The following is a 23,511-nucleotide window of genomic DNA, read 5'->3' as shown; positions in this document are numbered from 1 at the left end:
GTCATCTGCGCTCCTTGCGCAGGTTGTTGCGCCCTGGTAGCTTGCGAAAATCGGGTGTACTGGGGTCACTGGAGGTTTCACTGGGGGCCGCGGCGCGACGTCGCGCCGGTTTCATCGCCGCTCGATGGTCCGGCCGGCGTGCCGGTCGGCGGGTTGGAGCTTTCTTCATCTGCGAATGGGGGTCGTAGTGGAGGACGTAATAGAACGGGCGGTAGGCCGGGTCATCGACTTCATGCACGAGAATCTCGGTGAACAGTTCACGATAGATGACATGGCTCGGACAGCCATGTACAGCAAGTTCCACTTCTCGCGAGCTTTTCAACGGGTTACCGGTGTGTCACCGGGTCGATTCCTGGCCGCCATCCGGCTACAAGAGGCCAAACGGTTGCTCGTGTGCACCTCGTTGGCGGTGACGGACATCAGCCACCGGGTCGGGTACACGAGCGTCGGCACGTTCAGCTCGAGGTTCCGCAGCAGCGTCGGCGTCTCGCCGACGGCGTACCGGCAACTGGGGGGACTGACCCCGCCGATCCCGGTGGCCCGGCGGAGTTCCGACCTGCGCACGTCCACCGTGCAGGGTGAGATCTACGCACCTCTGGGGGGTGCGCCCGGCATCATCTTCCTGGGCCTGTTCCCGGACCGGATCCCGCAGGGGGAACCGGTCCGCTGCTCCATGCTCCACCGGCCCGGACCGTACGTGCTCACCAACGTGCCGCCCGGCACGTGGCACCTGCTGGCCCACTCCGTGGCACTGGGGCGGGAGTCGATGCTCGGCAGGGGACCGTTCGCGCAGGACCAGGAGCTCAACGTGGCGGCGTTCGGCCCGGTGCCGGTGCGGGCGGGCGCGCAGGTCAAGGACATCGACCTGAGCCTGCGCCCGATCGGCACGCTGGACCCGCCGGTCCTGCTCGCGCTGCCGTACATCCGCACCGTGGCACTGGACGCCGGCGCGGCCAGCTGACCGCGGGGCACCGCATCGAGGACCCGCCGTCCTGGCCGGACGAGCAGCGCCCGCGACGTGATCGCCGAGGAACGTCGCAGGCTGCCGATGGTCAAGGTGGAGAAGGACTACACCTTCGAGGGGCCCGGCGGCAGTCGGCTCATGCTGCTGGACCTGTTCGAGGGCCGCCGCCAGCTCATCGTCCGCCACTACATGTTCAGCCCGGGGCCAAGGAGGGCTGCATCGGCTGCTCGATGCAGGCCGACAGCGTCGGCGAGCTCGCGCACATGTGGGCCCGCGACACCACGTTCGTGATGATCTCGCGCGCGCCGGTGGCGGACTTCGAGCCGTTCAAGCAGCGCATGGGCTGGACCATCCCGTGGTACTCGTCGTTCGGCAGCGACTTCAACCACGACTACGAGGTCTCCACCGAGATGGGCGAGTCGCCGGGGGTCAGCGCGTTCTACCGCGAGGGCGACGCCGTCATCTTCACCTACTCGATCTTCGACCGCGGCGGGGGACATCTTCAAGAGCTTCTACAACTACCTCGACATCACCCACCTCGGTCGGCAGGGGGACCAGCTCGACCACCCGTGGGACTGGTGGCGCTTCAAGGACGGCTACGACGCCGAGGACTCGCACGGGCCGGGCGACAACTGGTGGAACGGCACCAGGTACCAGCAGGCGTAGCCGCGGGCGGCCGGGCCGACCCGATCGACGTCTTGTGAGCGCGGGGGCAGGGCCGGCACACGGCTCGGCGCCCGCGCTGGCGTCGTACCCGCCCCTCGGGGGCGAGACGTTCTTCGCACTCCACGACGACGATGAGGAGCACGACCGATACCGGGAACGAGCTGGGCACGGGTCACGGACGACGTCGCTTGCCGCACCGTCCGGGAGAACTTCGCGGCGCTGCCGGCCGAGCCGGCCGCGGGTGCGGATGTCCGCGTCCCGAGTTGTCGTGAGTGGACGGTGCGCGACCTCGTGGCGCGCGTGGTGGACAACGTGGTGACCGCACTGCGCCAGGCGTCCGTCGCACCGCCGGAGGTCCCGGCCGCCGACGCGTCGCCCGTGCACGGCCTGCCGCCGGTCCGGTGCTGTGCGACGGCGGGGAGTGGTCTGCGGCACGGGCGCGCCCGTGGTGACGCGCGCCGCGCCGCGGCACGACGTCCACCGGGCACTGGTCGGGCGTCGCAGCTCCGCGCAGATCACCGCGCTGGACTGGAGCGACGCCCCGGGGCGCCGGCTGCCCGCGTTCACCCGGGGCCCGTTCGCCCCGCCCGCCGCGCCGGGCGACGTGTCAGCGCGGGCCGGCGACCGCCTCGGCCGGCTCCGGGTCGGCCTCGACCTCGCGCCGCCTGCGCCTGCGGGAGGCCGTCATCGAGGTCGACACCGACCGGGGGTCGTCGCCGACGCCGAGCAGCAGGCTGTTCAGGATCGTGTCGTAGCAGCGGTCGGCGTCGACCGGGTCGACCAGGTAGCCGCCGAGTTCGAGGTTGACCAGGCCGTGCGTGGCGATCCACATCTCGTGCGCGATCAGGATCGGGTCGTCCCGGCGGAACCGGCCCGCCTCGATGCAGCGGGTGGCGCAGTCCTCGACCGTGAGCAGCGTGTACCGGCCGTACTGGCGGTCCTCCTCGGTGAGCGAGAACCCGGCCAGCGACTGGCCTCCGAACATCACCGCGTACAGGTGCGAGTTCGCCTTGGCGTTCTGCCGGTAGGCGTAGCCGAGCACCGCCATGTCCGCGACCGGGTCGTCGGTCCGGCGCACCTTCGCGAACTGGCGCTCCAGCCGGGCGAAGCCCTCGTGCACCATCTCCCGGACCAGGCCGCTCATGCTGCCGAAGTGCGTGTAGACGGCCATCGTCGACGTGCCGGCCTCGGCCGCGATCTTCCTGGTGGACAGCGCCTCGGCGCCGTGCTCGGCCAGGAGCCTCGCGGCGATGTCGACCAGCGAGGCACGGGTTTCGGGATCCAGCTTGCGTGGACTCACCTTGACAGTGTTGCACAACGGCGTTATTCGTTGTGTAACGTCGTTATGCTACGGGCGTGGCAATCGTGTGACGCGCGTACCCCGATCGGGGTCGCCGGCCACGTGGACGCGCCCGTCGGCGCGCTTGGACCCGCCCTCGGATCGCCCGGAGCGGCGGAGTCGCCACTTGCGGGTGGCAGGGGTCTCGGGGGCCTGTCCGTGCTGACGGGCTTGGCGACTGGGCGGGCGCGCGGTCGCCGGAGCGGCACGGCGTGTGCGCCCTCGCCTCTCGCGGTGACGCAGCGCAGCGGTGGCGCGCGGTCGTCGAACCCTCGCTCCCCGGACCGTTCGGCGTGCCGAACCGACGCGCTGTCGGATCTTGTGCATCGCGTGTTCGGATCGACCGAAAACCTTGGCAGCAAAGCGGACCAGCCCCCGGGAAGTCCACTTCGGACTGCTCGCTCACGGGTGGTCGCGTCAGTGGGGCGAGGCAGCGGTCGGGGGATTGCCGCTGCCTCGCCCGTGGTGGAGCGGACGACTCAGTTCGCCGACTTCTCCTCCACCACCGCGGGCGCCACCGGGGAGCCGGCCTGGGGTACCGGCTCCGCGGTGGGCTTGAGGACGCGAATCAGCCCGGTGGCCGCGGGGAGGGCCGGGCGGGTGATCGACGATGGGGGCGCGGGGTGGGCGGAGCCGCCGGCGACCGCCTGGCCGCCGATGCGCGCGTCTGCACTCATTCCACCCTTCCCGATTTCGGCGTGGAGCCGGATTTCCTGGCTTCGGCGCGCCGGGGTCCGCCGCACGTGCGCCCGCGAAACCGGTCGACTGGTCGCGCAAATGCAAGGGAACCATCCCTACCGGCTTGTCGGCAACACTAAAGCAGGCTCAACGGGCGGGCAAGGGTGGTGCTCGCGCGGTCGTCCCGCGGCGAATGGACGAAGTGGTGGGCGGTGGTCGCATCGCGCCGGGTAGTCGGCTCGACGACGCCCGCCGGCCGGTCGAATCGGGTCGGCGCCGAGCCTGCGGGATCCCGATGCGGGAGGCGGATCGCGCACTCCGGTTTTCGCCGGGTCCGTTCCGGTCAGGCTGATGGGGTAATGGTCCCGGCCGTTCCGCTCGAATCGCGCGGGACCGGGCACGGTGTGCGGCGTCCGGGAATATCCGTTGCGCATTACAGGTGAACGGCCGGTTGGTCGGGCGTCGACGCGGTCGCCGCGCGTGGTGGTCACGCCTCGCTATGGGGCGGAACCGGCCGGTCGTGAGACGGTGGCGGGTGTGCCGACGGGTGGTGCCGGGTGCAGGGTGGAGTGACGGCGGCATGACCGCGATCGACCTGCGGGCACGGTCTACGGGAGTCGGACGGGACGCCCCTGCGGCGATCGAGGTACTCGGCGTGCGGGCGCGTCGCGGCATACCCGCCACACCGCACGCTTGGTCGCCCACCGTGGTGGGCGGTGGGCCACCTCGGCGATCGGGTGCCGTCCGGCTGACCTGCGCGGCCGTACCGGTTGCCCGCAACGGCTGCTGGCCGTCTCACAAAGTGCGGTACTGGTTCGCAGGTAATCACCCATGGCCCGACGCCCTGATAACGTCCTTCTCGCTGCGGAGTTATGGGGGCTCCGCACAAAGGCCATCCGGGGTGGTGAAGATCGGCACACCGGGTAGTGACCGCCGTATTCACGAAAAAGCGAGTTGATAGGTTCGCGCCGCGCCGTCGCGGCTTTCCTCCGGACCGCGACCAGCCGGTATGACTATGTCCGGCCGCGGTGGCGCCGTGCCGCGAACCCGTCCGACCGCGGTTCAGGCCGAAAGGAACGACCGTGCACGATGCCGTCCAGCGCGCCATCACCATGATGCGTGCGAACTACTATGAACCGCTCACGTTGCGCGATGTCGCGGGCGCCGCACTGGTCAGTCCCTTCCACTTCTCCCGCTTGTTCCACGCGGCGGTGGGCGTGCCGCCGGGCCGGTACCTGACCGCGGTCCGGTTGTTCGAGGCGGAACGGTTGCTGCTGACCACGTGGATGAACGTCGCCGACATCGTCGCCACCATCGGGTACAGCAGCGTGGGCACGTTCACCGCCAGGTTCACCCGCGCGGTGGGCCTCTCGCCGACGCAGTACCGCAACCCGGAGACCAGCGGCCTGCTGGCGGCCGTCGCGCTGCCCGACTTCGACAACCCGCTGGAGACCGGCACGCGCTGCCGGGGTTCGCGGTCGACCGGCTGGGCTCGTCCCTGCTCGCGCCCCGCCACCGGTGTCGGGGGCGGGACCGAGGGAACGGCGGCGGCACCCGGCGTTCTCTGCTGGGTCGGGTTACGCGTCGGCGTTCCTCCTCTCGCACGTTGCTCTTCGCGTTCCCGATCGCCGGTCAGTCCGGTGTGGACGGATGTGGAACGACGCCGGGACCACCGCATCCCGCAGTGGTCCCGGCGTCGTGGTGGCGCGGGTCAGGCGCCCAGCGCGGCCTCGGCCAGCCTGGTGCCCTCGACGCGCGCGGCGATCTTGGCGAACGCCGTGTCGCGCGAGGTGGACGTGTCGTCGGCGAACGGGGCGAACCCGCAGTCGTCGCACGTGCCCAGCTGCCCGACCGGGATGAACTCCGCCGCTTCCAGCACCCGGTCGCGCACCTCCTCGGCCGACTCGACCCGCGGGTCGATCGGGTCGGTCACGCCGACGAAGACGCGCGCGTCGGCGGGCAGGTGCTCGGCGATGATCCCGAGCACCCGGCGGCGGTCGGGCTCACTGGCCAGCTGCACGTAGAACCGGCCGGCCTTGATCCGGAACAGCTCGGGCAGCAGGTCGGCGTAGTCGACGTCCGCGCTGTGCGTGGAGTCCTGGTCGCCGCCGGGGCACGTGTGCACGCCGATCCTGGTCCGGTCCTCGGCGGAGAACCGCTCCAGCACCGCGTTGTTCAGCGCCACGAAGTCGCGCAGCAGCCCGCCCGACGGGTCGAGCTTGAGCGACAGCCGCCCCTCGGTGAAGTCGAGCTGCACCACCGCCGCGCCCGCGTCCAGGCACGCCCGGACGTCGGCCTCGGTCTCGTCGACGAGGTCGGCGGTGAACTGCTCCCGCGAGTAGCCGTCGATGCCGCCCGCCGGGTAGAGCAGGCTCAGCGCCGACGGCGCGATGACGGGCTGCTTCACCGGCAGCGACGTGAGCCGCTGCGTGGCGCGCAGCAGGTCGGCCGCGTGCGCGGCGTAGCGGAACGGCCCGCTGGTCAGCACGGGCAGCTCCCGGGTGTGCCCGTCGGCGAACGGCACCACCGCGCCGCCCGCCGCCAGGTCCGGTATGCCCGCCACCGGGTAGGTCAGGAAGCTCGGTTTGTCCTGCTCGCCGTCGGTGATCACCGGCGAGCCGGTCGCCTCGAACAGGCTGACCGTGTCCGCCAGCGCCTTGGCGGTCAGCTCCCGCAGTTCGGCGGCGTCGATGCGCCCCGCCGCGTGGTCCTGGAAGCCCTGGATGAGCTCCGCGGGACGCGGCACGCTGCCGATCGGTTCGGTCGGAATGCCCATGGTTGTCGTCCGTTCCCCTCGACGCGATCAGGTCCACGGAGCCGTCGGGTACCACGGGATGATCTCCCGGCGGGCCGGCAGCCTGATGTCCCAGTACAGGAAGGTGAAGACGCCGGCGATGATCAGCGCGACCGCCGTGACGGCGGCGATCCGGCCCGGTTTGGCCGAGAGCCACCGCTGCAAACGGCCGCCGGTGAAGTACGCCGGCACGAGGAACAGTAGGGCCATGATGACGATGTTGCCGACCGACTGGAGGGTGAACGCCGCTGCGCCGTACAGGGGGTTGTGGCTCTCCGCCGCGTCACGGAACATCTGCCGGAACAGCCCGAACGGGCGACCGATCAGAAACCGCCGATGAGCACGCCCATGAACACCACCGGGGCGTTCGGGAAGCGCTGGGAGACCTTGCGGAACGGGTCGCGCACCAGGCCGAGGGCGGCCAGGCCCAGGTAGACCACGACCAGGCCGATGACGCCGAACACGATCAACGACTGGACGCTGCGGCCGCTCAGCGTGCCCGGCGCGGTGGCGGCGGTGGAGAACTGCGGCATCCGGGTGCCGACGATCCCGACCAGCACCCCGTACAGCGCCGACACCGGGATCATGCCGGCGGCCGGCCACCCGACCGGCTTGAGCGTGGCGACGAGCTTCGCCCAGCGCGTCCCGGCGGAGCCGAGCATCGGGGCGACGGCGCCGAACGCGGCGATGTTGCACGCGGTGAACGTGCCCGCGACGCCGCTGACGAACGCGAACGCGATGCCCGCCGCGATGCCCTGGATCGGGGTCTCCCTGGCGTCGTGGCCGAGCAGCGTGTTGGCCACGTTGTCGCCGATCACCGAGGAGTTCGTCTGCCTCGCCTCGGGGCTGAGCCCGCTCGACGCGCTGCGCGCGGGCGTGCCCGAGGCCGAGCGCTACGGCGCGGCGATCGGCGCGGAGCTGTGCGCGATCGTCGCGGAGCTCCTGCCGGGACAGCGGTTGGTGATGCGGCTGCTCGACCTCCGGTCGGACGACGCCGCGCAGATCACCAACGACGTGGACGTCGACCACGAGTCGAACCCGGAACTCGGCCTGCACGGCGCGCGGTGGCTGCTGCACGAGCCGTTCTACCCGCACGCGTTCCGGGCTCTGCGCGCGCACGTGCGGGAGAGCCTGGGCCCGGACGCGGCCCGCCTGAGCTTCGCGGTGCCGTTCATCAACGACCAGGACGAGTTCCTGCGCCTGCGGGTCCGGCTCGACCTGCCCGACGACGTGCCGCTGTCGGTGTTCGTGGAGACCCCGGCCGCGGTCCACTCGGCGGCGGAGTTCTTCGCCGCGGGCGCGAGCGAGATCTTCGTGGGCACGAAGGACCTGACCCAGTTCTACCTGGCGGCGGACCGGGGCAACCACCGGGTCGCCTCGTCGTACCAGACGCGGCACCCGGCGGTCATGTCCGGCCTGCGCCAGTCCGTGGAGGCGGGCCGCCGGGCCGGTGTCCCGGTGCACGTGTTCGCGCTGGGCGGGGACGTGGGCTACTACTTCAAGCACCTGCCGGCGGACCGGTTCATGATGTGCACCGCCGAGCTGCGCCAACTCGCCCGGGACGCCCACGAAGCACGGTGACGCGACGGCACGCCCGCGGCGCCGCGCTGTCACCACGCCGCAGCACGACCGCGCACGCGCCGGTCGGCCGCTGCCCCGGAGTGGCCTCCGACGTCGACCCCCGGGTCGGAGGCCACTCCCTCGGCGACTCAGCCGAGCGGCTCGTCCTTGTCCCGCAACGCGTCCAGCGCGGACGCGTACATGCGCGACTTGATGGTGCCCAGAGTCGGCCCGGCCTTGCCGGCCTGCGCGGCGGCGATGTCGACGGCGGTCGACCGGAGGGCGTCCTCGTCCGCGGCCCGGTCCACGATGCCGGCGGCGAGGGCGTCGTGGCCGCCGTAGCGGCGGGCGGTCGTCATGGCCTCGTGCGCGGTCCGCGGCGCCAGCCGCGCCTGGATCAACGCCGACATGCCCGGTGTGAACGGGATGCCGATCTCGGCCTCGGGCAGGCACCAGAACCCGCGGTCGGCGCGCATCACGCGGAAGTCGTGCGCCAGCGACAGCATCGCGCCGGCGGCGAACGCGTGCCCCTGGAGCGCGGCCACGGTGATCACCGGCAGCGACAGCACCCGGGCGAACAGCCCGTGCACCGACACGACGTAGTCGCGGTGGTGCTCGCCGTGGGCCATCAGCCAGTCGAGGTCCAGGCCGTTGGAGAAGAACTTGCCGGTGGCGGTGGTGACCAGGGCGCGGGCGCCCTCGGCGCGCTCCACCTCGCCGAGCGCGGCGTCGACCGAGGCGATCCAGTCGGGGTGGAACCGGTTCTCGGTGTCCCCGATGTCGAGGATGAACACGTCGTCCTGGCGGTCGAGCGTCGGCATGGGAGTTCCTCCGGGGTCCGGACAAGGGGGCTACCAGCCGGTAACTTAATGCCCGGGCGGGGCCGACGTCACCCTTCTCTATCATCGCGCGGGTGACCGCCTACGACGATCTTGACGCGTTCGAGCACCTGGACACCTCCGCCCTCCCGCCGCGCCAGCAGCACATCCTGGCGGCGATCCGCGACTGGGTGGTCCGGCACGGGTACTCGCCGAGCACGCGCGAGATCGGCGACGCGGTCGGCCTGCGGTCGTCGTCCTCGGTGTCCAAGCACCTGGCGGCGCTGGAGGAGAAGGGCTTCCTGCGCCGCGGCACGACGGTGTCGCGACCGATCGACGTGCGCCTGTTCCTGCACGAGCCGTCCGCGCGGCGGTCCGGCGAGGACTCGGTGCCCGTGCCCGTCGTCGGCCACATCGCCGCCGGCGCGCCCATCGCGGCCGAGGAGCACGTGGACGACGTGCTGGAACTGCCCCGCGGCCTGACCGGCCGCGGCACCGTCTTCGGCCTGCGGGTGCGCGGTGACTCGATGGTGGACGCGGCGATCTGCGACGGCGACATCGTCGTGGTGCGGCAGCAGCACGAGGCGCACTCGGGTCAGATCGTCGCCGCCATGATCGACGGCGAGGCGACCGTCAAGGTCTACAACCGCCGCAACGGGCACGTCCGGCTGGAGCCGCGCAACCCGGCCTACGACGTCATCGACGGGGACCGGGCCGTCGTGCTGGGTGTCGTCGTGTCGGTGCTGCGCAGCGTCTGAAACCCCGCCTTACGGCGATCGGCGGACACCTCGCGTCACCGTCTCTCATCCGAATGGACTAATGCCGTAGGTAGTCGAGTGGATGCAGACTGGGTCCAATCGAGATGGTGCGCGAGCCGCGGCGTCGCCGCGGGCGGAGGTCGTCGATGGTCGGGATCGAGGCGGACGGCCCGGAGGACCGAGGTCTGCGGCAGTACCTGCGGCTGATCGCCCGCCGGCTGGGCATCGACCTGGAGTCGTGCTGGTACGAGTGCGCGCCCGACGCCACCGCCTACATCGCCCTGGACCAGCGGGTGCCGCGCCACCCGGACAACGACCTGGCGCTGGTCTGGGACGAGCACACGGGCTGGTGCGCCGGGATCGAGGTGGGCCGGGGCGCGGACCTCGTCCCGCTGACCTACCTGGGTCCGCCGGTGCTGCCGTCACCCGAGGCGGTCACGGTGTTCGTCTCGGAGCTGGTCGCGGGCCGTCGCGCCGACCGCCCCGTGCCGCCCGCCATGCCCGCCGAGGACCACCTGGCCGACCTGCTGGTCCAGTACGCCGATCGCGCGCCCGCGAAGGTGCTCTGACCGGTCAGTCGCCGGGGCCGCGCAGGGTCAGCAGCACCCGCAGCACGTGCTCGACCGCGGACGGGAACGCCGCACCCCGCAGCTCACCGCGCGTGGCGAGGTTGCGCGAGGCGAAGTCGAGCATCTGCTCGTGCCCCACCCGGCGGACCACCAGCGCGGCGATCTCCTCCAGGTCCAGGCCCGGGTTGTCCAGCCGGGTCAGGGCGAACTCGACCACGAGCTCCTCGTCCGTCACGGCCTCTCCTCCCGACCCCGTCGAGCGTAGTCGAGCGGGTCCGGTCCGCTCGGCCGTCGACCGGCCTTCGGGGGACCGCCGCGTCTTCGGCAAGTCGCCTTGCGGGCGCGCCGACTCGGCTAGCCTCTGCCGCCGTGGACCAGGTCGGCAACCGCTACACCCCGTTGGAACGGCTCGGCAGCGGCGCGATGGGCGTGGTGTGGCGCGCGCACGACGAGCTGCTGCACCGGGACGTCGCCATCAAGCAGCTGCTGCTGCCCGGCCTGGACGCGGCCGAGGTGGACGAGGCGTGCCGGCGGGCGCTGCGCGAGGCCCGCATCGCCGCGCGCCTGCAACACCCGAACGCGGTCGGCGTGTTCGACGTGGTGGTCGAGGACGGCAAGCCGTGCCTGGTGATGGAGTACCTGCCCTCGCGCAGCCTGGCGGCCGTCCTGGCCGAACGCGGCCCGCTGCCGCCCGTCGAGGCCGCCCGGATCGGCGGTCACGTCGCCGCCGCGCTGGCCGCCGCCCACCGGGCGGGCGTCGTGCACCGCGACATCAAGCCGGGCAACGTGCTGATCGCCGCGGACGGCACGGTGAAGATCACGGACTTCGGGATCTCCCGCGCGGTCGGCGACGTGACCGTCACCCGGACCGGGATGCTGGCGGGCACCCTGGCCTACCTCGCGCCGGAACTGGCCCGGGGCGCGGACCCGACCCCGGCGGCCGACGTGTTCTCGCTCGGGGCGACCCTCTACGCCCTGGTGGAGGGCCGGCCACCGTTCGGCGCGGGTGACAACGACCTGGGCATGCTGCACCGGATCGCCGGCGGCCGGATCGTCCCACCGACGAGGACCGGCCCCCTGACCCCGCTGCTGACCAGGCTGCTGGCCAACGACCCCGCCGCCCGCCCCACGGCCGACCAGGCGAGCCGCGACCTGACCGCCCTCACCGGCACCACCCCGCCGCCGACCAGGGCCGTGCCGGGGACCGGCCGGCCGGGTGCCGCCCCGCCACCCACCAGGGCCTGGCCCGGTCCCGAGCGGTCCGCTCCCGTTTCCGCGCCCACCTCCGCACCCACCTCCGCACCCACCTCCGCGCCCATCTCTGCGCCCATCTCTGCGCCCACGGCCGCGCCGTCCACCCGCGCCCATCCGCCCACCTCCCCGCCACCCGCCTCCGACTCGCACCGACGACGCTGGTCGGTGCCCGTCCTCGCGGCCGTCGCGGTGGTCGCCGTCGCGGTCACCGTGGTGATCGCGTCGTTCAGCGGCGACGACCGGAAAGCCGCGTCCTCACCCACGTCCGAGACGAGCCCGACCGCCGCCGAGCCGTCCGCCACCGCGCCCGAGACCTACCCGACGACGTCGGACGCGCCCACCACCGAACCCTCCGCCGAGCCGACGACGACGGCCGCGACGACGAAGCTCCCCGACACCGCCACCGTCGCCGCCTTCGTCCGCGACCACTTCGCCGACCTCCCGCACGACCCCGCCGCGGCACGGGAGAACTGGGCCCCGGAGAGCCGCCCCTCGGAGTGGGAGGACGACCAGTTCTGGGACGCCTACGAGGAGGTCACGGTGCAGGGCGAACCGGAGGTGGCCGCGAACGGCGCCACGTTCACCGCCCACCTGACCCTCGAACTCGCGCCCGAGGACGGCGATCCGGTCACCGAGAGCTACCGGATGGTCGTCGTGGCGCGGGACGGGCGCCTGCTCGTCGTCGACCTGGCCCGGTCCTGAACCGTCACGAGGACCACCAGGAGAACTCACGCCCGGACCGGTCGCGCACGGCGTCCAGCGCCTCCTCGCGGGTGCGGTGCAGCCGCAGCAGGTCCTCGGTCTCGGTCACCCGGATCGGCCGCGCGACCGAGCGCCTGCCCGCCACCACCGCGAACTCCGCGCCCACGACGTCGGCCCGCTGCCGCGCCTCCACCAGCACGGCGATGCCCATCGACCCGAAGAACCCCACGTCGCCCAGGTCGACCACGAGCGCGGACGCGCGGCCGTTCAGGCAGGTGAACAGCGCTTCCCGCACGTCGCGGAACGTGTCGACGTCGAAGTCGCCGTGCACGGCGGCGACCACCACGCCGTCCTCACCGACCTCGCGGACCGTCACCGACGGCTGATCGACATCCCCGTGCACGCCGCTCCCTCACCCCGATCCGGCCGCATCACCGCCTCCCACCATTACCCGTTCGACGCCTCGGCGACACCGCCAACGCGCGGACGTGCCGGCGGCGCGAGGTGTGGGCGCGCACGAGCGGGGGTAACCGTGGGTCACGACATCGAGGAGGAGTTCACCTGATGGCACTCACCGTCGACCTGGCCAAGGTGCTGGACAAGAAGTACGAGGACGGCACGCTGTCCGACGTGCTGGACGCGCCGGTCGCGGCCCTGTCCGGGGTCAGCGAAGCCGACGCCGAGGCGCTGAAGACCGCGTTCGGCATCAAGACCGTCCGCGACCTCGGCCGCAACAAGTACTTCCGCACCGCCGCCGCCCTGCTCGACCTGAACGACGCTTCCTGACGACGCGGAGCACCGGCCGCCACCCCCGCGGGTGGCGGCCTTTCGGGTTTTCAGCGCCCGTGCACCAGGTCGGGCCGCAGGGCCGCGCCCAGCGCGAGGGCGAGCCACCCCAGCTCGAACCCCCGGCCGCGCTGCTCCTCGGTCATCCGGTGCCGCCCGCCGTGGTCGTTCAGCGACCACCCGGCGCGGCTGGACTCGGTGAGCCAGGCGCGGACGTGCCGGCCGAGCGGGCTGTCGGGGGCGACGACGACGTGCTCGCCGCGTTCGGCCGCCGCCAGCGCGTCGGCGAGCCCCGGCGTGCCGGTCAGGCCGTGCCGGTCGGTGAGCCGCCGCACTTCGGCCACGGCGTCGACGGGTTCGTCCAGACCCGGCCGCGACGCCGGCTGCTTGGGTCCTTCGCTGAACCAGCGCTCGATGTGCGCGCTGGTCAACGGGCCGGTCAGCGCGTCGAAGGTGGGCAGCACCCCGGTGATGTGCTCCACGAGCAGCAGGCAGCGGGCGGTGGTGTTGTCGAAGTTGCCGTCGTCGTCCTCGGTGAAGCCGACTTCGAGCATCCGGGGGAGCAGGAGGTCGGGGTCCTCGCCGTCGCGCGTGGCCGGGAACGTCGGGTCGAACTCGGTGATCAGCCGCCCGTCGACCGCGTAGCCGAACGACGGGGAGGCGTAGTCGTGCCGCAGCACGGACACCGCCTCGGTGCCGCGGGACAGCGCCTCGACCAGGTGCGAGCCCTCGAAACCGCTCGGCTCGAACACGACGGTCCACGCGCCGAGCGACAGGGCCGAGGCCACGGTGGGGTAACCGTGGTCGAAGTCGTGCAGTTCCCCGATGTCCTGCGCGGTCCGGGTCGCGACGGTGTCGGGCAGCGCGCCCATCCGCCGCAACGCCTCGGCCTCGTCCACGCCCTTGATGAAGGTGAGGCAGAAGACCTCGTCGAGCTCCTGCTCGTCACCCGGGTCCCCGTCCGCCCACGCCAAGTCCTCGATCGTGCTCACGTCGTCCCCCTCGAAGCCACAACGGAGCGGGCGAGCCTAGCAGCGGAAGATCACCGAACCGGGTGGAGTTCGTTCCCGCCGCCGGCGGGCCGGTGCGGTTCGTGCCCGGCTTGCTCCGCGGGCCGCCGGAACCGGCGACCGCCGCTGTCCGTCCGAAGTGGACGGAAGCGTGCCGGCTGGACGGACAGGGGATCGCAGTGGTGACGACGACTTGGCGGGGCCGTGGCCTGGAGTCGTTCGACCGGATCGGCTTCTCCTCGCCGGCTGCCGCGGCCGTGCTGGTCGGCTATCGCGCGATCGTGCCGGCCGACATCGTCCAGTGCCACACCCCCGCGCCGGGGCAGGCCGACAGGCCCCTGGCCGACATCCCGTTCGAAGCCCTGCCCGTGGTCGACCGGATCCAGGGACGCCTGAACGACCTGATGCGCGCCAAGGCCGCCGAGCACGACGCCACCTTCGTCGACCTGACGCCGTCACCGGCGACAACACCGCCTGCGACGGCGCCGAGCACGGCATCGGCGGCCTGTTCGAGCGGTCGGAGGTCAACTTCCTCGACCAGCGCTGCCCTGGTACCTGCACCCCAACACCCGCGGTCGGGACATCCAGGCCCACCACGTGGCCACCGCCATCCGGCAGGTCCTCGGCGGCTGACCCACTGCCCGACGCCGGACGGGAGCGCCTACCCGCTGCCCAGGCAGACGAACGGGCGGCGCAGCGGGTCGACCGCGATGGCGTCGGCCAGGGCCACGGCCGGTCGCGCGCCGGCGGCCAGGCGGCGGTGGTAGTCGTCCATCGCGGCGGCGCACGCCTGGTCGCCGACCCGGCTCAGCGGCGCGACCACCATCTGCGAGCCGCTGGCCAGCAGGGCGCTGGCGAACCCCAGCGGCTCGTCGCCGGGGCGGATCCGGTTCAGGGCGAGTTCGCACGCGGCCAGCACGACCTGCCGCGGCGGGTGCGCGAGACGGGCCATCTCGTGCGCGTAGACCGGGCCGTCGGTCAGCTCCAGCCGGGAGAACAGGGCGTTCTCCGGCTCGTGCACGCCGTGCGCGGCCAAGTGCGCGATCTCCGCGCCGTCCAACGCCTTGAGCACGTCGTCGACCGAGGCCCGCTCGTCCGACAGCAGCGCGGCGGTGGCGTAGTGCGCGCCCAGCTTGTCGATCTCGCCCACCGCGGCGGGCAGCCCCGGGCCGCGCACCAGCACGGTCCGGCCCGCGGGCGCGCTGCGGGCCCGGTCCGCGGCCAGCCACGCGGTCGCGGACGGCGCCACGACGGTGGGTCGGCCCCGCAACGTCGGCAGCACGCCCCACGGCACCGCGTACAGCGCGCCGGTCGGCACGACCACCAGTTCACGCTCGCCGACCACCTCGGCCAGCGGCCGGATCAGCTGCGCGTCGAGCCGGTCCGCCTGCTTGCGCGCCGACGCCTCCATGACCTGCGCCAACGGCGCCGGCAGGTGGTCGGGGGCGAGCGCGTTGAGGTCCGCGTTCAGCATCCGGGCGCTCTCCGCGGCCTGCTCGGCCGACCCGAGCCGGGCCAGCCGCACGTCGGAGCCCACCACGACCACCGCGACCAGGGAGTCACCGGACGAGGCGAAGCTGACCAGGGCCCGCTCGCCCAGCCGTGCCATCACGTCGGTCAGCTCGGCGACCGGCCGCGACCTGCCCCACCGGCCGGTGTGCCAGCCGAGCCGGTTGGCCTCGCGCAGCCGCTCGGCCCGGCGGGCGCGCAGCGCGGTGGTCGAGTGGCCGTCGTGCTCGGCCTGGTGGATCGACTGCGTGAGGCTGCGCACCTCGGCGATCCGCTCGGCCAGCTCGGGGTCGTCGACGTGGCTCAACGGCTCGTAGCGGTAGGTCTGGGCCCGCGTGCGCTCCAGCCAGGAGAACAGCCGGCGCGCGTTGCCGCCCTCCAGCACCAGCCGCACGGCCAGTTCGGCCAGCTCACGGCCGTGCAGCGCGGTGCCCGACAGCAGCTCCAGGCCGCCCATCCGGTCGCGCACGTGGTCCAGGTCGGTCAGCCCGCCCCGGATCTCGGCGAGCGCGGCGCCCCGCCGGCCGCGGGCCACGGCGAGCTCGGCGCGGCACAGCCGGCGCAGCATCCGGTAGTCGATGGGCGTGAGCTTGCCCGGCCGGGGCACCCGGTCGAGGATGTCCCGCGCCGCGTCGACGTCGCCGCGCCGGATCTCCAGCCGCGCCGCGAGCATCCGCGCGAGCGCCGCCTGCTCGGCCAGCCGGGGCACGGGCAGCGTGTCGGCGAAGTCCAGCGCCCGCTGGGGCAGCGACCGGGACACCCGCCCCGACCGCAGCGCCAGCCGGGTGTCCACGCGCAGCCCGATGATCGTGGCGTTCGCGACGCAGGTCTCGCAGCCCCAGCGCCGCATCCGCTGCCGTGCCGAGGAGGCCATGGTGCGGGCCGGTTCGAGGTCGTCGGTCATGTACGCGGCGACGGCCCGGTACAGCTCCACGTCGGCCAGGTCGCGGGTGATGCTGTGCTCGGCGCGCATCACCGGCAGCAGCGCGTCGAGCTGGTCACCGGCCTCGTCGGCGAGTCCGGCGGCCATCAACGCCTGTGCCCGGTTCAACCCGAGCAGCGCGGGCACGTCGAGGCCCTGCGCCCGGTACGACCGCTCGATGAGCTCGTAGCGCCGCAGCGCCGCCGGGACGTCGCCCACCCGCAGGTCCAACAGCCCGACCGCGTGGTTGGCGTCGGCCGCCCGTTCCAGCAACCCGTGCTCGGTCGCCAGCGCGACGGCCTTGGTGAGGTCCTGCCGCGCCTGGCGCACGAACCCCAGCCGGGTGTGCGCCGTCCCCCTGCTCCGCAGCGACTTCGCGATCATGTCGGCCAGGGGTGCCGTGAGCTCGCCGATCGCGAGGCGCCGGTCGTAGTGGGCGAGCGCGGAGTCGAAGGCGGTGATGGCATCCTCGATCAGGCCGCCGTTGAGCATCAGCAGACCGCGGTTGTGCTCGACACCGCCGGTCAGCTCCTCCCGCACGAGCGGGTCGGCCACGTCGTCGATCAGCCGCCGGACGCCCGCCAGCCCGTCCAACCCCGCGGCGGGTCCGGCGGTCTCCGCCGCCAGCGCCGACAGCGTCGAGGACAACCGGATCCGCGTGACGAGCCAGTCGGACCGGGTGTCCGGATCACCGGGGTCCACCGCGTCCGCCAGGCTCTGCCCACGGCGGAGCAACTTCACCGCATCGTGGTGCCGTCCGGCGCACGACGCGTCGACTCCACGACGGTGCAGTTCACGCGCTTCACGGATGACCAGGGCTTCGTCACGAGTAGCGGTTACCGGCACCTATCTATGACATCACAGAACGCCACACGACAACGCCCGCCGGCCGGGTAACCGGCCGGCGGGCGTTATCACCGTTGACAGGTCAGAACGCGGGCGTCACGCCGACGTCTTCGTCACGCAGCCGCCACCCGAGCACAGCGGGGACAGCTCGCCGTCCTCGTGGGTGTGCTCGTGGTGCGTGTGGTCGTGCTGGTGTTCCTGCCCGTCCTGCTCGGTTTCCGGCACGACCGGCGTCACGACGGCGACCTGCTCGACGCTCTCGTCCGCGAAGTCGGTCTTGGTCTCGGTGGGCGTAGACAAAACGATCTCCCTCCCCTGGGATCTGTCTCGGCCTGACAAGCGACTCAGGCGATTGCTCTGAGTCAGGTTCGGCGGGCCCCTCGTACCGCTCGAACAGGGCAATAGTGGCACAACGGCGTAACGACGGAGAGGGAATTTCGCACATCCGGTAGGCGACGCACTCCTGCCGTGCGTAAACCACCCCAACTATCACCCATTCAGGTAATGCGTGGTCAGGGTTGTTCGGGCGTGCTCGCGAGGCCCGCCGGCCACTCGGTCTCGGCGTCGAGGTGCGCCCGCAGCACGTCCAGGCAGCGGTCCTTGGCCGGCCCGACGCGGCCCCGTCCCGGCGTGAGCGCGTCGGCGACCGGGTGGTACTCCGGGCGGCCCGCCAGCACGGTCAGGCGCAGCAGCTCCTGGCACTTCTGCGACAGCCGGCCGAACGCCCGCCACAGCCGCCGGTCGCGCTCGTCGAGCAGCGTGGCGTCCTCGGGCAGGCCGTGCTCGCTCACCAGCTCCGCCGGCGCGTCGGTCACCGCCGCCGCACGGCGGTCCGGCGTCCAGCTCCGCTGCGCCTCGCGGCACGTCGCGGCGACGAGCCACCCGGCCAGCGCCCCCGGGTCCTCCAACCGGCCGAGGTGCCGCAGCAGCGCGAGCCACACCGTCTGCACCACGCCCTCCGCCGTCTCGCGGTCCAACCCGTGCCCGCGCGCGACGTGCCACACCAGCGGCGTGAAGTCGGCGATCAGCGCGTCCAGGGCCGCGCGGTCACCGGCCCGCGCGGCGGTCATGCGGGCGGTGTGCCGCTCCGACGGCTCCCAGTGCGGTTCCCGGTCCAGTGCCACCACTCCCTCTCGGCCACCCGCTACACCACCACGACCACGCGGCAAATCACCCGCAGTAATGCGGCCGACATGCGAAAACCCCGCCGTCGTGGTCGAGGGCGGGGCTCGTGGCGCGTGCCGCGGACCTACGGCTCGGTGGGCTTGTAGCAGTCCTCGAAGCCGTCCGGCTTGGGCTGGTCGCCCGCGAACACGGCGACGACGTCCTGCTGCTTGAGGTTCTCCGGGTAGCCGGGCCAGTCGGGCTCCTGCCCGTTGACGTGCAGCTCGTCCAGCCAGTAGCCGGCCTGCCCGGACACCTTCGCGAACTCCAGGTCGCAGCCCTTGACCCGGACCGTCACCTCGAAGACCTTCTGCGAGGACTTGATCGTCCGCTTGCCGATCTTCTTGCTCTTCTTCTCGGACTCGCTGCGCGGCTCGCCCACCGAGGTGAAGCCGGCCGCCTTCAGCTCGGCGACGAACTCGTCCTCCTTGCTGGAGCAAGCGATCAGGGATGCGCCCAACCCCAGGACCAACAGCACGGACGCGACCTTCGTGTTCATGGCGCACAGCAAACCCGGACGGCCGATCCGCCGCGTGCACCCACCCCAACCGTTATCGCGCTGTGACGTGCGCCGGCGCGCAACCGCGGGCCCCGCCGGCGCGTCAGAGTCCCCGTGCAGACCCCCGTACCGCCGCTCGTGCTGGCCGCCGCCGTCCTCGCCCTGGTCACGGGCTGTTCCACCACCGTGTCCGGGTCGAGCTCCGGCACCGGACCGGTGACCACGACCACGACGACCGCGACCGCTCGTGAGCGGACGTCCGAGCCGACCCGGACGTCCCAGCCGACCCCCGTGCCGCTGCCGACGATCGACGAGGCCGCGCCCGCCCAGTACTGCCACGACGCGTTCCCCGGCGCGCTGGGCAAGCCGATGCTGGCCGTCGTCGTGGAGACCCCGTCCGGCCGCCTCACGTGCGACCAGGCCGCCGGCGTCCTGGTCGACTACTACGCCGAGCGCCGCGACCCCACCCCGGGACGCCCGCCGCTGGTGGTCGGCACGATGACGTGCAACCAGGTCCCCGAACCAGCCCTGCCGCAGGTCGTGTGCGCCGACGAGGACAACCTCGTCTACTCGATGTGGCCGCAGACCTGACGCCGGGGGATCAGAACCGGCCGAACAGCCAGTGACCGGGGTGACCGGGCCGGGGGTCGAGGCAGAACTCCCTGATGGCGCGGACGACCTCGGCCGTCTCGACCGTGCCGCGGTGGTCCGCGTCGAGGTCGTCGAACAAGGCGCGGGCGTCGTCGTCGGGCACGCCGCACCGGGTCGTCAGGGTCAGCAGCTCGTCCCGCTCCACCACACCCGTCCCGTTCGCGTCCACCAGGGCCAGCACGGCCGCCGCCAGCGGTCGCAGGGTCCGGTCGAATTCGATGTGCGTGGCGCGGGCCGCCCACGCCAGGAACTCGGCCTTGTCGACCCGGCCGTCGTCGTCGGTGTCGGACTCCGCGGCCAGCGCGCGCCACAACGCCCGGTAACCGGCGCGGACGGCCATCGCGGCGGCCGAGCGCGGCGGGTGGCCGAACGACTGGACCAGGCGCAGCGCGAAGACCTCGTAGTCGTCCCGGCGCAGGTAGCCGTCACCGGTCGCGTCCAGCAGGTCGAAGCGCGGCGCCGGCGCGACCGGGACGACGCGGTGCCCGGTGACCGCGCCCGCCCACTCCGCCGCGTCGGGGTGCGCCGCGGTGAGCACCGAGCCGTGGTCGGCCTCCGGGTACGTCGCCAGGTGCACGGTGCTGCCCGCCGCCGCGATGTCGTCGGCGAAGTCGTGGATCACCGCGGGCGGCACGACCTCGTCGGCGCCGCCCGCCGCCAGGAACACCGGCCGGTCCAGCCTCGTCACCGGCACGCGGCACTCGTCCAGCACCCGGGCCACGTGGTCGTGCCGCGTCAGGTCGGTCATGCCGGTCTCGTCGTTGGTGATCGCCCTCGTCGCGCGGAACATCTCCACCAGCGACACCCGTTCGGCCAGGTCGACCAGGGACGTGCCCCGGTCGGTGAGGAAACCGGGGGAGAAGTCCGGGTACCGGGTGCGCATGCCCGCCAGCACGATCGGCACGAACGGGCAGACGGCCGCCGCCGCGTCGCTGGTCCGGGTGGCGATCACGCGCACCAGGTGCACCGGCGGCGCGAGCGCGAGCGTGCCGAGGAAGTCCAGCTCCGGCGCGTACCCGGTGGCGATCAGCGAGGTGAACAGCGCGGCGTGGCCGCCCTGGGAGAAACCCGCGACGAGCCAGCGGTCCGACAGCGGGTGGGGAAGCCCGCGGGCGGCGCGGACGATGTCCACCACGTCGTCGGCCACCGCCTCGCCGTGGAAGTACGGGTGCGGGCCCGGCGTGGCCAGACCTTCGTAGTCGGTGGCCGCGACCGCGTAGCCGGCCGCGAGCCACGCCGCGATGTGCGACCGCTCCAGCCGGAGCAGCCCGGTGCGCGACGGCGCGGTGCGGTCGGACAGCCCCGTCGTGCCGTGGGCGTAGCTGATGACGGGCCAGCCGCCGGGCGGGGGAGTGCCGTCGGGCACGAACACCGACCCGGTGACGAGCCGGCCGCGCCCGTCGTACCCCACGCCCTGGTAGAACACCCGGTAGGCGGCCAGCGCGTGGTCCGGCCGCAACCGCGCCGCGAGCGGGCGGGCGCGCAGCAGCGTGCCGGGGCGTCTGACGGGGCCGGGGGCGGTGGAGGAGGTCACGACACCAGGACGCTAGCCCTCTCCGCCTTACCCGATGGGGTGAACCTCGGTCAGGCGTCCACGTCGAGGCGGTACCCGGCGCCGCGCACGGTCAGCACGAGCGCCGGGTCGTCCGGGTTCTCCTCGACCTTGCGGCGCAACCGGCGGATGTGCACGTCCAGCAGCCGCGTGTCGCCGAAGTAGTCGTAACCCCACACCCGTTGCAGCAGCTGCTCGCGGGTGACGATCCGACCGCCCGCCGACGCCAGCTCCACCAGCAGCCGGAACTCCGTCCGGGTCAGGTGCACCTCGACACCGGCCCGGTGCACCGTGCCGACGTCCGGCCGGATCTCCAGCTGCCCCACCGACAGCACCTCGTCCTGCCGCCCGCCACCGCGCCGCCGCAGCAGCGCCCGGATCCGGGCCGCCAGCACGCTGGCCACCAGCGGTTTGGTCACGTAGTCGTCCGCGCCCGCCTCCAGCCCGGCGATCACGTCGGCGGCGTCGGCGCGGGCGGTGACGATGATGATCGGCAGGTCGCCGCGCGCACGCAGCGTCCGGCAGACCTCCAGGCCGTCCACCCCGGGCAGCATGAGGTCCAGCAGCACCACGTCGGGTTCGGTGACGGCGAGCAGCTCCAGGGCGTCCTCGCCGGACACGGCGTCGGTGACGGCGAAACCCTCGTCGCCCAACGCCAGGCCGAGGGCCTGCCTGATGTGCTCGTCGTCCTCGACCAGCAGAACCGAGAAGTCCATGACGACCCGATCCTGCCGCACGCCGGCGGCCCCCGCCGGGATCGCAAGCTGAACGCAAGGTTCACCGGTTCGCGGCGTGCTCCCCCGCCAGCTCCTCGGCGACCTGGTCCCCGCCCGCCTGCCGCCACTGCGCCACCACGTCCCGCCACGCCGACGGCGGCTTGCGGCCGAACGTGATCGCCGCGACCCCGTCACCGAGGATCTGGTTGAGCTGCGCGCCCTTGCCCGCCTCCGCGGCGGAGCGCAACCCGGTCGCGGGGTTGCGCACGCTGCGCGGCAGCGTCGCCTTCTGCCACTCGTGCACGGCGCGGGCCGCGTCGGGGTGGCCGGGCAGGTAGAGCACGGCCGGCGCGGCGCCGAGGTACTTGGTGGGCAGCAGCGAGTTGTTCTCCTGGCTGTAGAGGTCGGTGGTCCTGATGCCGTTCCCGTCCTTGGTGAAGTGCTCGCCCTCCACGCCGAAGTTCGCCAGCTCGTACTCCTCGGTGCCGAACGGCGCGCTGAAGTAGTCGCAGATCCGCAGCAGCAGCTTGATCCGCGCCGGGTCGGCCTTCTTGAACGTGACGTAGCCGAACACGCCCGGCCCCTGCCACGGCGTGGCCTGCGGTCCGTACGGCCGACCGAGGTCCAGCGCGAACCGGCCGTTGACCTTGTTCAGGGTGGACAGGCTCACCGAGCCGAAACCGTCGCTGATCGACGCCACCGTGCCGTTGTGGAAGTGGCTCTGCACGTCCGTCGAGCTGGCGGTCAGGCTGTCGGGGTAGTGCGCGCCCGCCTCCACCAGCTTCCGCATCACCTCCAGCGCCTGCTCGAACTGCGGCGTCGCGATCGCGGGCGTGAACGCGCCGTCCCGCACCGACCAGCCGTTCGGCGTGCCCGTCGACCCGGCGTGGTAGGTGATCGCGCCCAGCCCGTTGAACAGGGTCTTGAACCAGCCGACCCCCCACTTCCGGTCGCCGGTCAGCTCCGCCATCGCGGCCAGGTACTGCTCGGTCGTCCAGTCCTTCGGCACGCCCGCCGCGTCCAGCGCCGAGCGGTTGACGAACAGGCTGTTGCCCGGCATCGGCCGCTCCAGCGGGATGCCGTGGATCTTCCCGCCGATGCGCCCCATGCCCCGCCACGCGTACGCCGGGAGGTTGGCCAGGTTGGGGAACTCCTTGACCGCGTCACCCCCGACGAACCCGGACAGGTCGGCGCACCGCGCCTGCACGAACTCCGCCGCGTGCGGCAGCGCCAGGTTCGAGAACATGATCATGTCCGGCAGGTCGTCGCCCGACGCCATCAACGTCGCCATCTTCTGCCCGTACTCCGGATCCGGCACCACGGTCACCTTCAGGTTGACGCCCAGCGCCCGGTTGACCGCCTGCCAGTACCGGTTCTCGCCGACCGGCTTCGGCGGCGCGCCGTACGACACCACCATCACGGTGACGTCCGAACCGTCCCCCACCGGGTTGTGCACCGACTTCACCACCGTGTCCGGGTAGTGCAGGAACAACGGCTGCACCCCCGAGTCGTCACCGGGCTCGTCCGGCGTCGGACCGGCGAACGGCACGTAGGTCGGCCAGGGCGCGAGGTCCTTGCCCGCGTTGGAGACACCGCCCCCGCCGCCACCGGCGCCGCACGCCGACGACAACGAGGGGACGGTCAGGCCGAGCGCGCCGACGCCCGCCAGCCGCAGCAGGGAACGGCGGTCGATGCGGTGGTCCATGACGGGGTTCCTCTCCCGGCGACGCGCCGAAAGGAGTGGTTGCGGTGGA

At 72.7% G+C, this 23,511-nt stretch carries 21 protein-coding genes and 3 pseudogenes; 9 read left to right on the top strand and 15 right to left on the bottom strand.

Annotation, left to right across the window (positions count from 1 at the left end):
* Positions 1-187: 187 nt before the first annotated feature.
* Complete coding sequence (locus ACIQMJ_RS31960) at positions 188-961, top strand: helix-turn-helix domain-containing protein (protein ID WP_499764839.1); 774 nt, start codon at positions 188-190, stop codon at positions 959-961.
* A gap of 87 nt (positions 962-1,048) precedes the next feature.
* A pseudogene (locus ACIQMJ_RS31955) lies at positions 1,049-1,668 on the top strand (DUF899 family protein).
* A 569-nt stretch (positions 1,669-2,237) separates the two neighbouring features.
* On the opposite strand, the gene ACIQMJ_RS31950 reads toward ACIQMJ_RS31955, so the two are convergent.
* The gene (locus tag ACIQMJ_RS31950; protein ID WP_499764709.1) at positions 2,238-2,930 is read right to left on the bottom strand and encodes a TetR/AcrR family transcriptional regulator; all 693 of its coding nucleotides are present in this window, start codon (positions 2,928-2,930) and stop codon (positions 2,238-2,240) included.
* Positions 2,931-3,448: 518 nt separating this feature from the next.
* A complete protein-coding gene (locus ACIQMJ_RS31945) occupies positions 3,449-3,646 on the bottom strand; it encodes a hypothetical protein (RefSeq protein WP_499764708.1) in 198 nt (65 codons plus the stop codon).
* Positions 3,647-4,759: 1,113 nt separating this feature from the next.
* Between ACIQMJ_RS31945 and ACIQMJ_RS31940 the strand changes: the two are divergent.
* Positions 4,760-4,990: pseudogene (locus ACIQMJ_RS31940) on the top strand (helix-turn-helix transcriptional regulator); the annotation flags it as partial.
* A gap of 368 nt (positions 4,991-5,358) precedes the next feature.
* On the opposite strand, the gene ACIQMJ_RS31935 reads toward ACIQMJ_RS31940, so the two are convergent.
* Complete coding sequence (locus ACIQMJ_RS31935) at positions 5,359-6,423, bottom strand: cobalamin-independent methionine synthase II family protein (protein WP_499764707.1); 1,065 nt, start codon at positions 6,421-6,423, stop codon at positions 5,359-5,361.
* A gap of 27 nt (positions 6,424-6,450) precedes the next feature.
* A pseudogene (locus ACIQMJ_RS31930) lies at positions 6,451-7,262 on the bottom strand (hypothetical protein); the annotation flags it as partial.
* On the opposite strand from ACIQMJ_RS31930, the gene ACIQMJ_RS31925 reads away from it, so the two are divergent.
* Positions 7,180-8,022, top strand: a complete 843-nt coding sequence (locus ACIQMJ_RS31925; protein ID WP_499764706.1) for a putative PEP-binding protein — start codon at positions 7,180-7,182, stop codon at positions 8,020-8,022. The pseudogene ACIQMJ_RS31930 and the gene ACIQMJ_RS31925 overlap by 83 nt on opposite strands.
* Positions 8,023-8,150: 128 nt before the next feature.
* Here ACIQMJ_RS31925 and ACIQMJ_RS31920 read toward each other — a convergent pair whose 3' ends face one another.
* Positions 8,151-8,822, bottom strand: coding sequence for an enoyl-CoA hydratase-related protein (locus ACIQMJ_RS31920; protein ID WP_499764705.1), 672 nt, complete (start codon positions 8,820-8,822; stop codon positions 8,151-8,153).
* Between the two features lie 92 nt (positions 8,823-8,914).
* Here ACIQMJ_RS31920 and lexA point away from each other — a divergent pair, with 92 nt between their 5' ends.
* A complete protein-coding gene (gene lexA, locus ACIQMJ_RS31915) occupies positions 8,915-9,577 on the top strand; it encodes a transcriptional repressor LexA (RefSeq protein WP_499764704.1) in 663 nt (220 codons plus the stop codon).
* Positions 9,578-9,723: 146 nt separating this feature from the next.
* Positions 9,724-10,146, top strand: coding sequence for a DUF6292 family protein (locus tag ACIQMJ_RS31910; protein WP_499764703.1), 423 nt, complete (start codon positions 9,724-9,726; stop codon positions 10,144-10,146).
* A gap of 4 nt (positions 10,147-10,150) precedes the next feature.
* On the opposite strand, the gene ACIQMJ_RS31905 is transcribed toward ACIQMJ_RS31910, so the two are convergent.
* Positions 10,151-10,381: a hypothetical protein gene (locus tag ACIQMJ_RS31905; RefSeq protein ID WP_499764702.1), complete on the bottom strand. Its 231-nt coding sequence runs from the start codon at positions 10,379-10,381 to the stop codon at positions 10,151-10,153.
* A 134-nt stretch (positions 10,382-10,515) separates the two neighbouring features.
* On the opposite strand from ACIQMJ_RS31905, the gene ACIQMJ_RS31900 reads away from it, so the two are divergent.
* Entirely contained in the window at positions 10,516-12,102 is a 1,587-nt protein-coding gene (locus tag ACIQMJ_RS31900; protein ID WP_499764701.1) for a serine/threonine-protein kinase, read from the top strand.
* 4 nt (positions 12,103-12,106) lie between these two features.
* Here ACIQMJ_RS31900 and ACIQMJ_RS31895 read toward each other — a convergent pair whose 3' ends face one another.
* Entirely contained in the window at positions 12,107-12,505 is a 399-nt protein-coding gene (locus ACIQMJ_RS31895; RefSeq protein ID WP_499764700.1) for an STAS domain-containing protein, read from the bottom strand.
* 161 nt (positions 12,506-12,666) lie between these two features.
* Between ACIQMJ_RS31895 and ACIQMJ_RS31890 the strand changes: the two genes are divergently transcribed.
* A complete protein-coding gene (locus ACIQMJ_RS31890) occupies positions 12,667-12,888 on the top strand; it encodes a hypothetical protein (protein ID WP_499764699.1) in 222 nt (73 codons plus the stop codon).
* Positions 12,889-12,938: 50 nt separating this feature from the next.
* Here the strand turns inward: ACIQMJ_RS31890 and ACIQMJ_RS31885 are convergent, their stop codons facing one another.
* From ACIQMJ_RS31885 to ACIQMJ_RS31865, 5 genes are all read right to left on the bottom strand, one after another.
* Entirely contained in the window at positions 12,939-13,880 is a 942-nt protein-coding gene (locus ACIQMJ_RS31885; RefSeq protein WP_499764698.1) for a DUF6461 domain-containing protein, read from the bottom strand.
* A gap of 679 nt (positions 13,881-14,559) precedes the next feature.
* Positions 14,560-17,175: a CHAT domain-containing protein gene (locus ACIQMJ_RS31880; RefSeq protein WP_499764697.1), complete on the bottom strand. Its 2,616-nt coding sequence runs from the start codon at positions 17,173-17,175 to the stop codon at positions 14,560-14,562.
* Between the two features lie 96 nt (positions 17,176-17,271).
* Complete coding sequence (locus tag ACIQMJ_RS31875) at positions 17,272-17,475, bottom strand: hypothetical protein (protein WP_499764696.1); 204 nt, start codon at positions 17,473-17,475, stop codon at positions 17,272-17,274.
* 212 nt (positions 17,476-17,687) lie between these two features.
* Positions 17,688-18,245, bottom strand: coding sequence for an RNA polymerase sigma factor (locus ACIQMJ_RS31870; protein WP_499764838.1), 558 nt, complete (start codon positions 18,243-18,245; stop codon positions 17,688-17,690).
* A gap of 179 nt (positions 18,246-18,424) precedes the next feature.
* Positions 18,425-18,838, bottom strand: coding sequence for a hypothetical protein (locus tag ACIQMJ_RS31865; RefSeq protein WP_499764695.1), 414 nt, complete (start codon positions 18,836-18,838; stop codon positions 18,425-18,427).
* Between the two features lie 114 nt (positions 18,839-18,952).
* On the opposite strand from ACIQMJ_RS31865, the gene ACIQMJ_RS31860 reads away from it, so the two are divergent.
* On the top strand, positions 18,953-19,429 hold the full coding sequence (locus ACIQMJ_RS31860; RefSeq protein ID WP_499764694.1) for a hypothetical protein: 477 nt from the start codon (positions 18,953-18,955) through the stop codon (positions 19,427-19,429).
* A 10-nt stretch (positions 19,430-19,439) separates the two neighbouring features.
* Here ACIQMJ_RS31860 and ACIQMJ_RS31855 read toward each other — a convergent pair whose 3' ends face one another.
* The 3 genes from ACIQMJ_RS31855 to ACIQMJ_RS31845 form a co-directional block, all read right to left on the bottom strand.
* Positions 19,440-21,023 (bottom strand): lipase family protein, encoded by a 1,584-nt coding sequence (locus ACIQMJ_RS31855; RefSeq protein WP_499764693.1) that lies wholly within the window; start codon positions 21,021-21,023, stop codon positions 19,440-19,442.
* A 50-nt stretch (positions 21,024-21,073) separates the two neighbouring features.
* Positions 21,074-21,757: a response regulator gene (locus ACIQMJ_RS31850; RefSeq protein ID WP_499764692.1), complete on the bottom strand. Its 684-nt coding sequence runs from the start codon at positions 21,755-21,757 to the stop codon at positions 21,074-21,076.
* Positions 21,758-21,818: 61 nt separating this feature from the next.
* Positions 21,819-23,462, bottom strand: a complete 1,644-nt coding sequence (locus ACIQMJ_RS31845) for an extracellular solute-binding protein (protein WP_499764691.1) — start codon at positions 23,460-23,462, stop codon at positions 21,819-21,821.
* Positions 23,463-23,511 lie beyond the last annotated feature (49 nt).

Origin of the sequence: Actinosynnema sp. NPDC091369 (assembly GCF_044757065.1) — a bacterium.
Classification (GTDB): Bacteria; Actinomycetota; Actinomycetes; order Mycobacteriales; family Pseudonocardiaceae; genus Actinosynnema.
Note: the sequence above shows the minus strand (reverse complement) of the source record. Positions and strands in the feature narration are given on the sequence as shown.

Coding starts and splice junctions, on each gene's coding strand:
- ACIQMJ_RS31945 (WP_499764708.1), bottom strand. CDS start 3,646: ATGAGTGCAGACGCGCGCATCGGCGGCCAGGCGGTCGCCGGCGGCTCC.
- ACIQMJ_RS31935 (WP_499764707.1), bottom strand. CDS start 6,423: ATGGGCATTCCGACCGAACCGATCGGCAGCGTGCCGCGTCCCGCGGAG.
- ACIQMJ_RS31925 (WP_499764706.1), top strand. CDS start 7,180: ATGCCCGCCGCGATGCCCTGGATCGGGGTCTCCCTGGCGTCGTGGCCG.
- ACIQMJ_RS31920 (WP_499764705.1), bottom strand. CDS start 8,822: ATGCCGACGCTCGACCGCCAGGACGACGTGTTCATCCTCGACATCGGG.
- ACIQMJ_RS31910 (WP_499764703.1), top strand. CDS start 9,724: ATGGTCGGGATCGAGGCGGACGGCCCGGAGGACCGAGGTCTGCGGCAG.
- ACIQMJ_RS31890 (WP_499764699.1), top strand. CDS start 12,667: ATGGCACTCACCGTCGACCTGGCCAAGGTGCTGGACAAGAAGTACGAG.
- ACIQMJ_RS31870 (WP_499764838.1), bottom strand. CDS start 18,245: ATGACCGCCGCGCGGGCCGGTGACCGCGCGGCCCTGGACGCGCTGATC.
- ACIQMJ_RS31865 (WP_499764695.1), bottom strand. CDS start 18,838: ATGAACACGAAGGTCGCGTCCGTGCTGTTGGTCCTGGGGTTGGGCGCA.
- ACIQMJ_RS31850 (WP_499764692.1), bottom strand. CDS start 21,757: ATGGACTTCTCGGTTCTGCTGGTCGAGGACGACGAGCACATCAGGCAG.
- ACIQMJ_RS31845 (WP_499764691.1), bottom strand. CDS start 23,462: ATGGACCACCGCATCGACCGCCGTTCCCTGCTGCGGCTGGCGGGCGTC.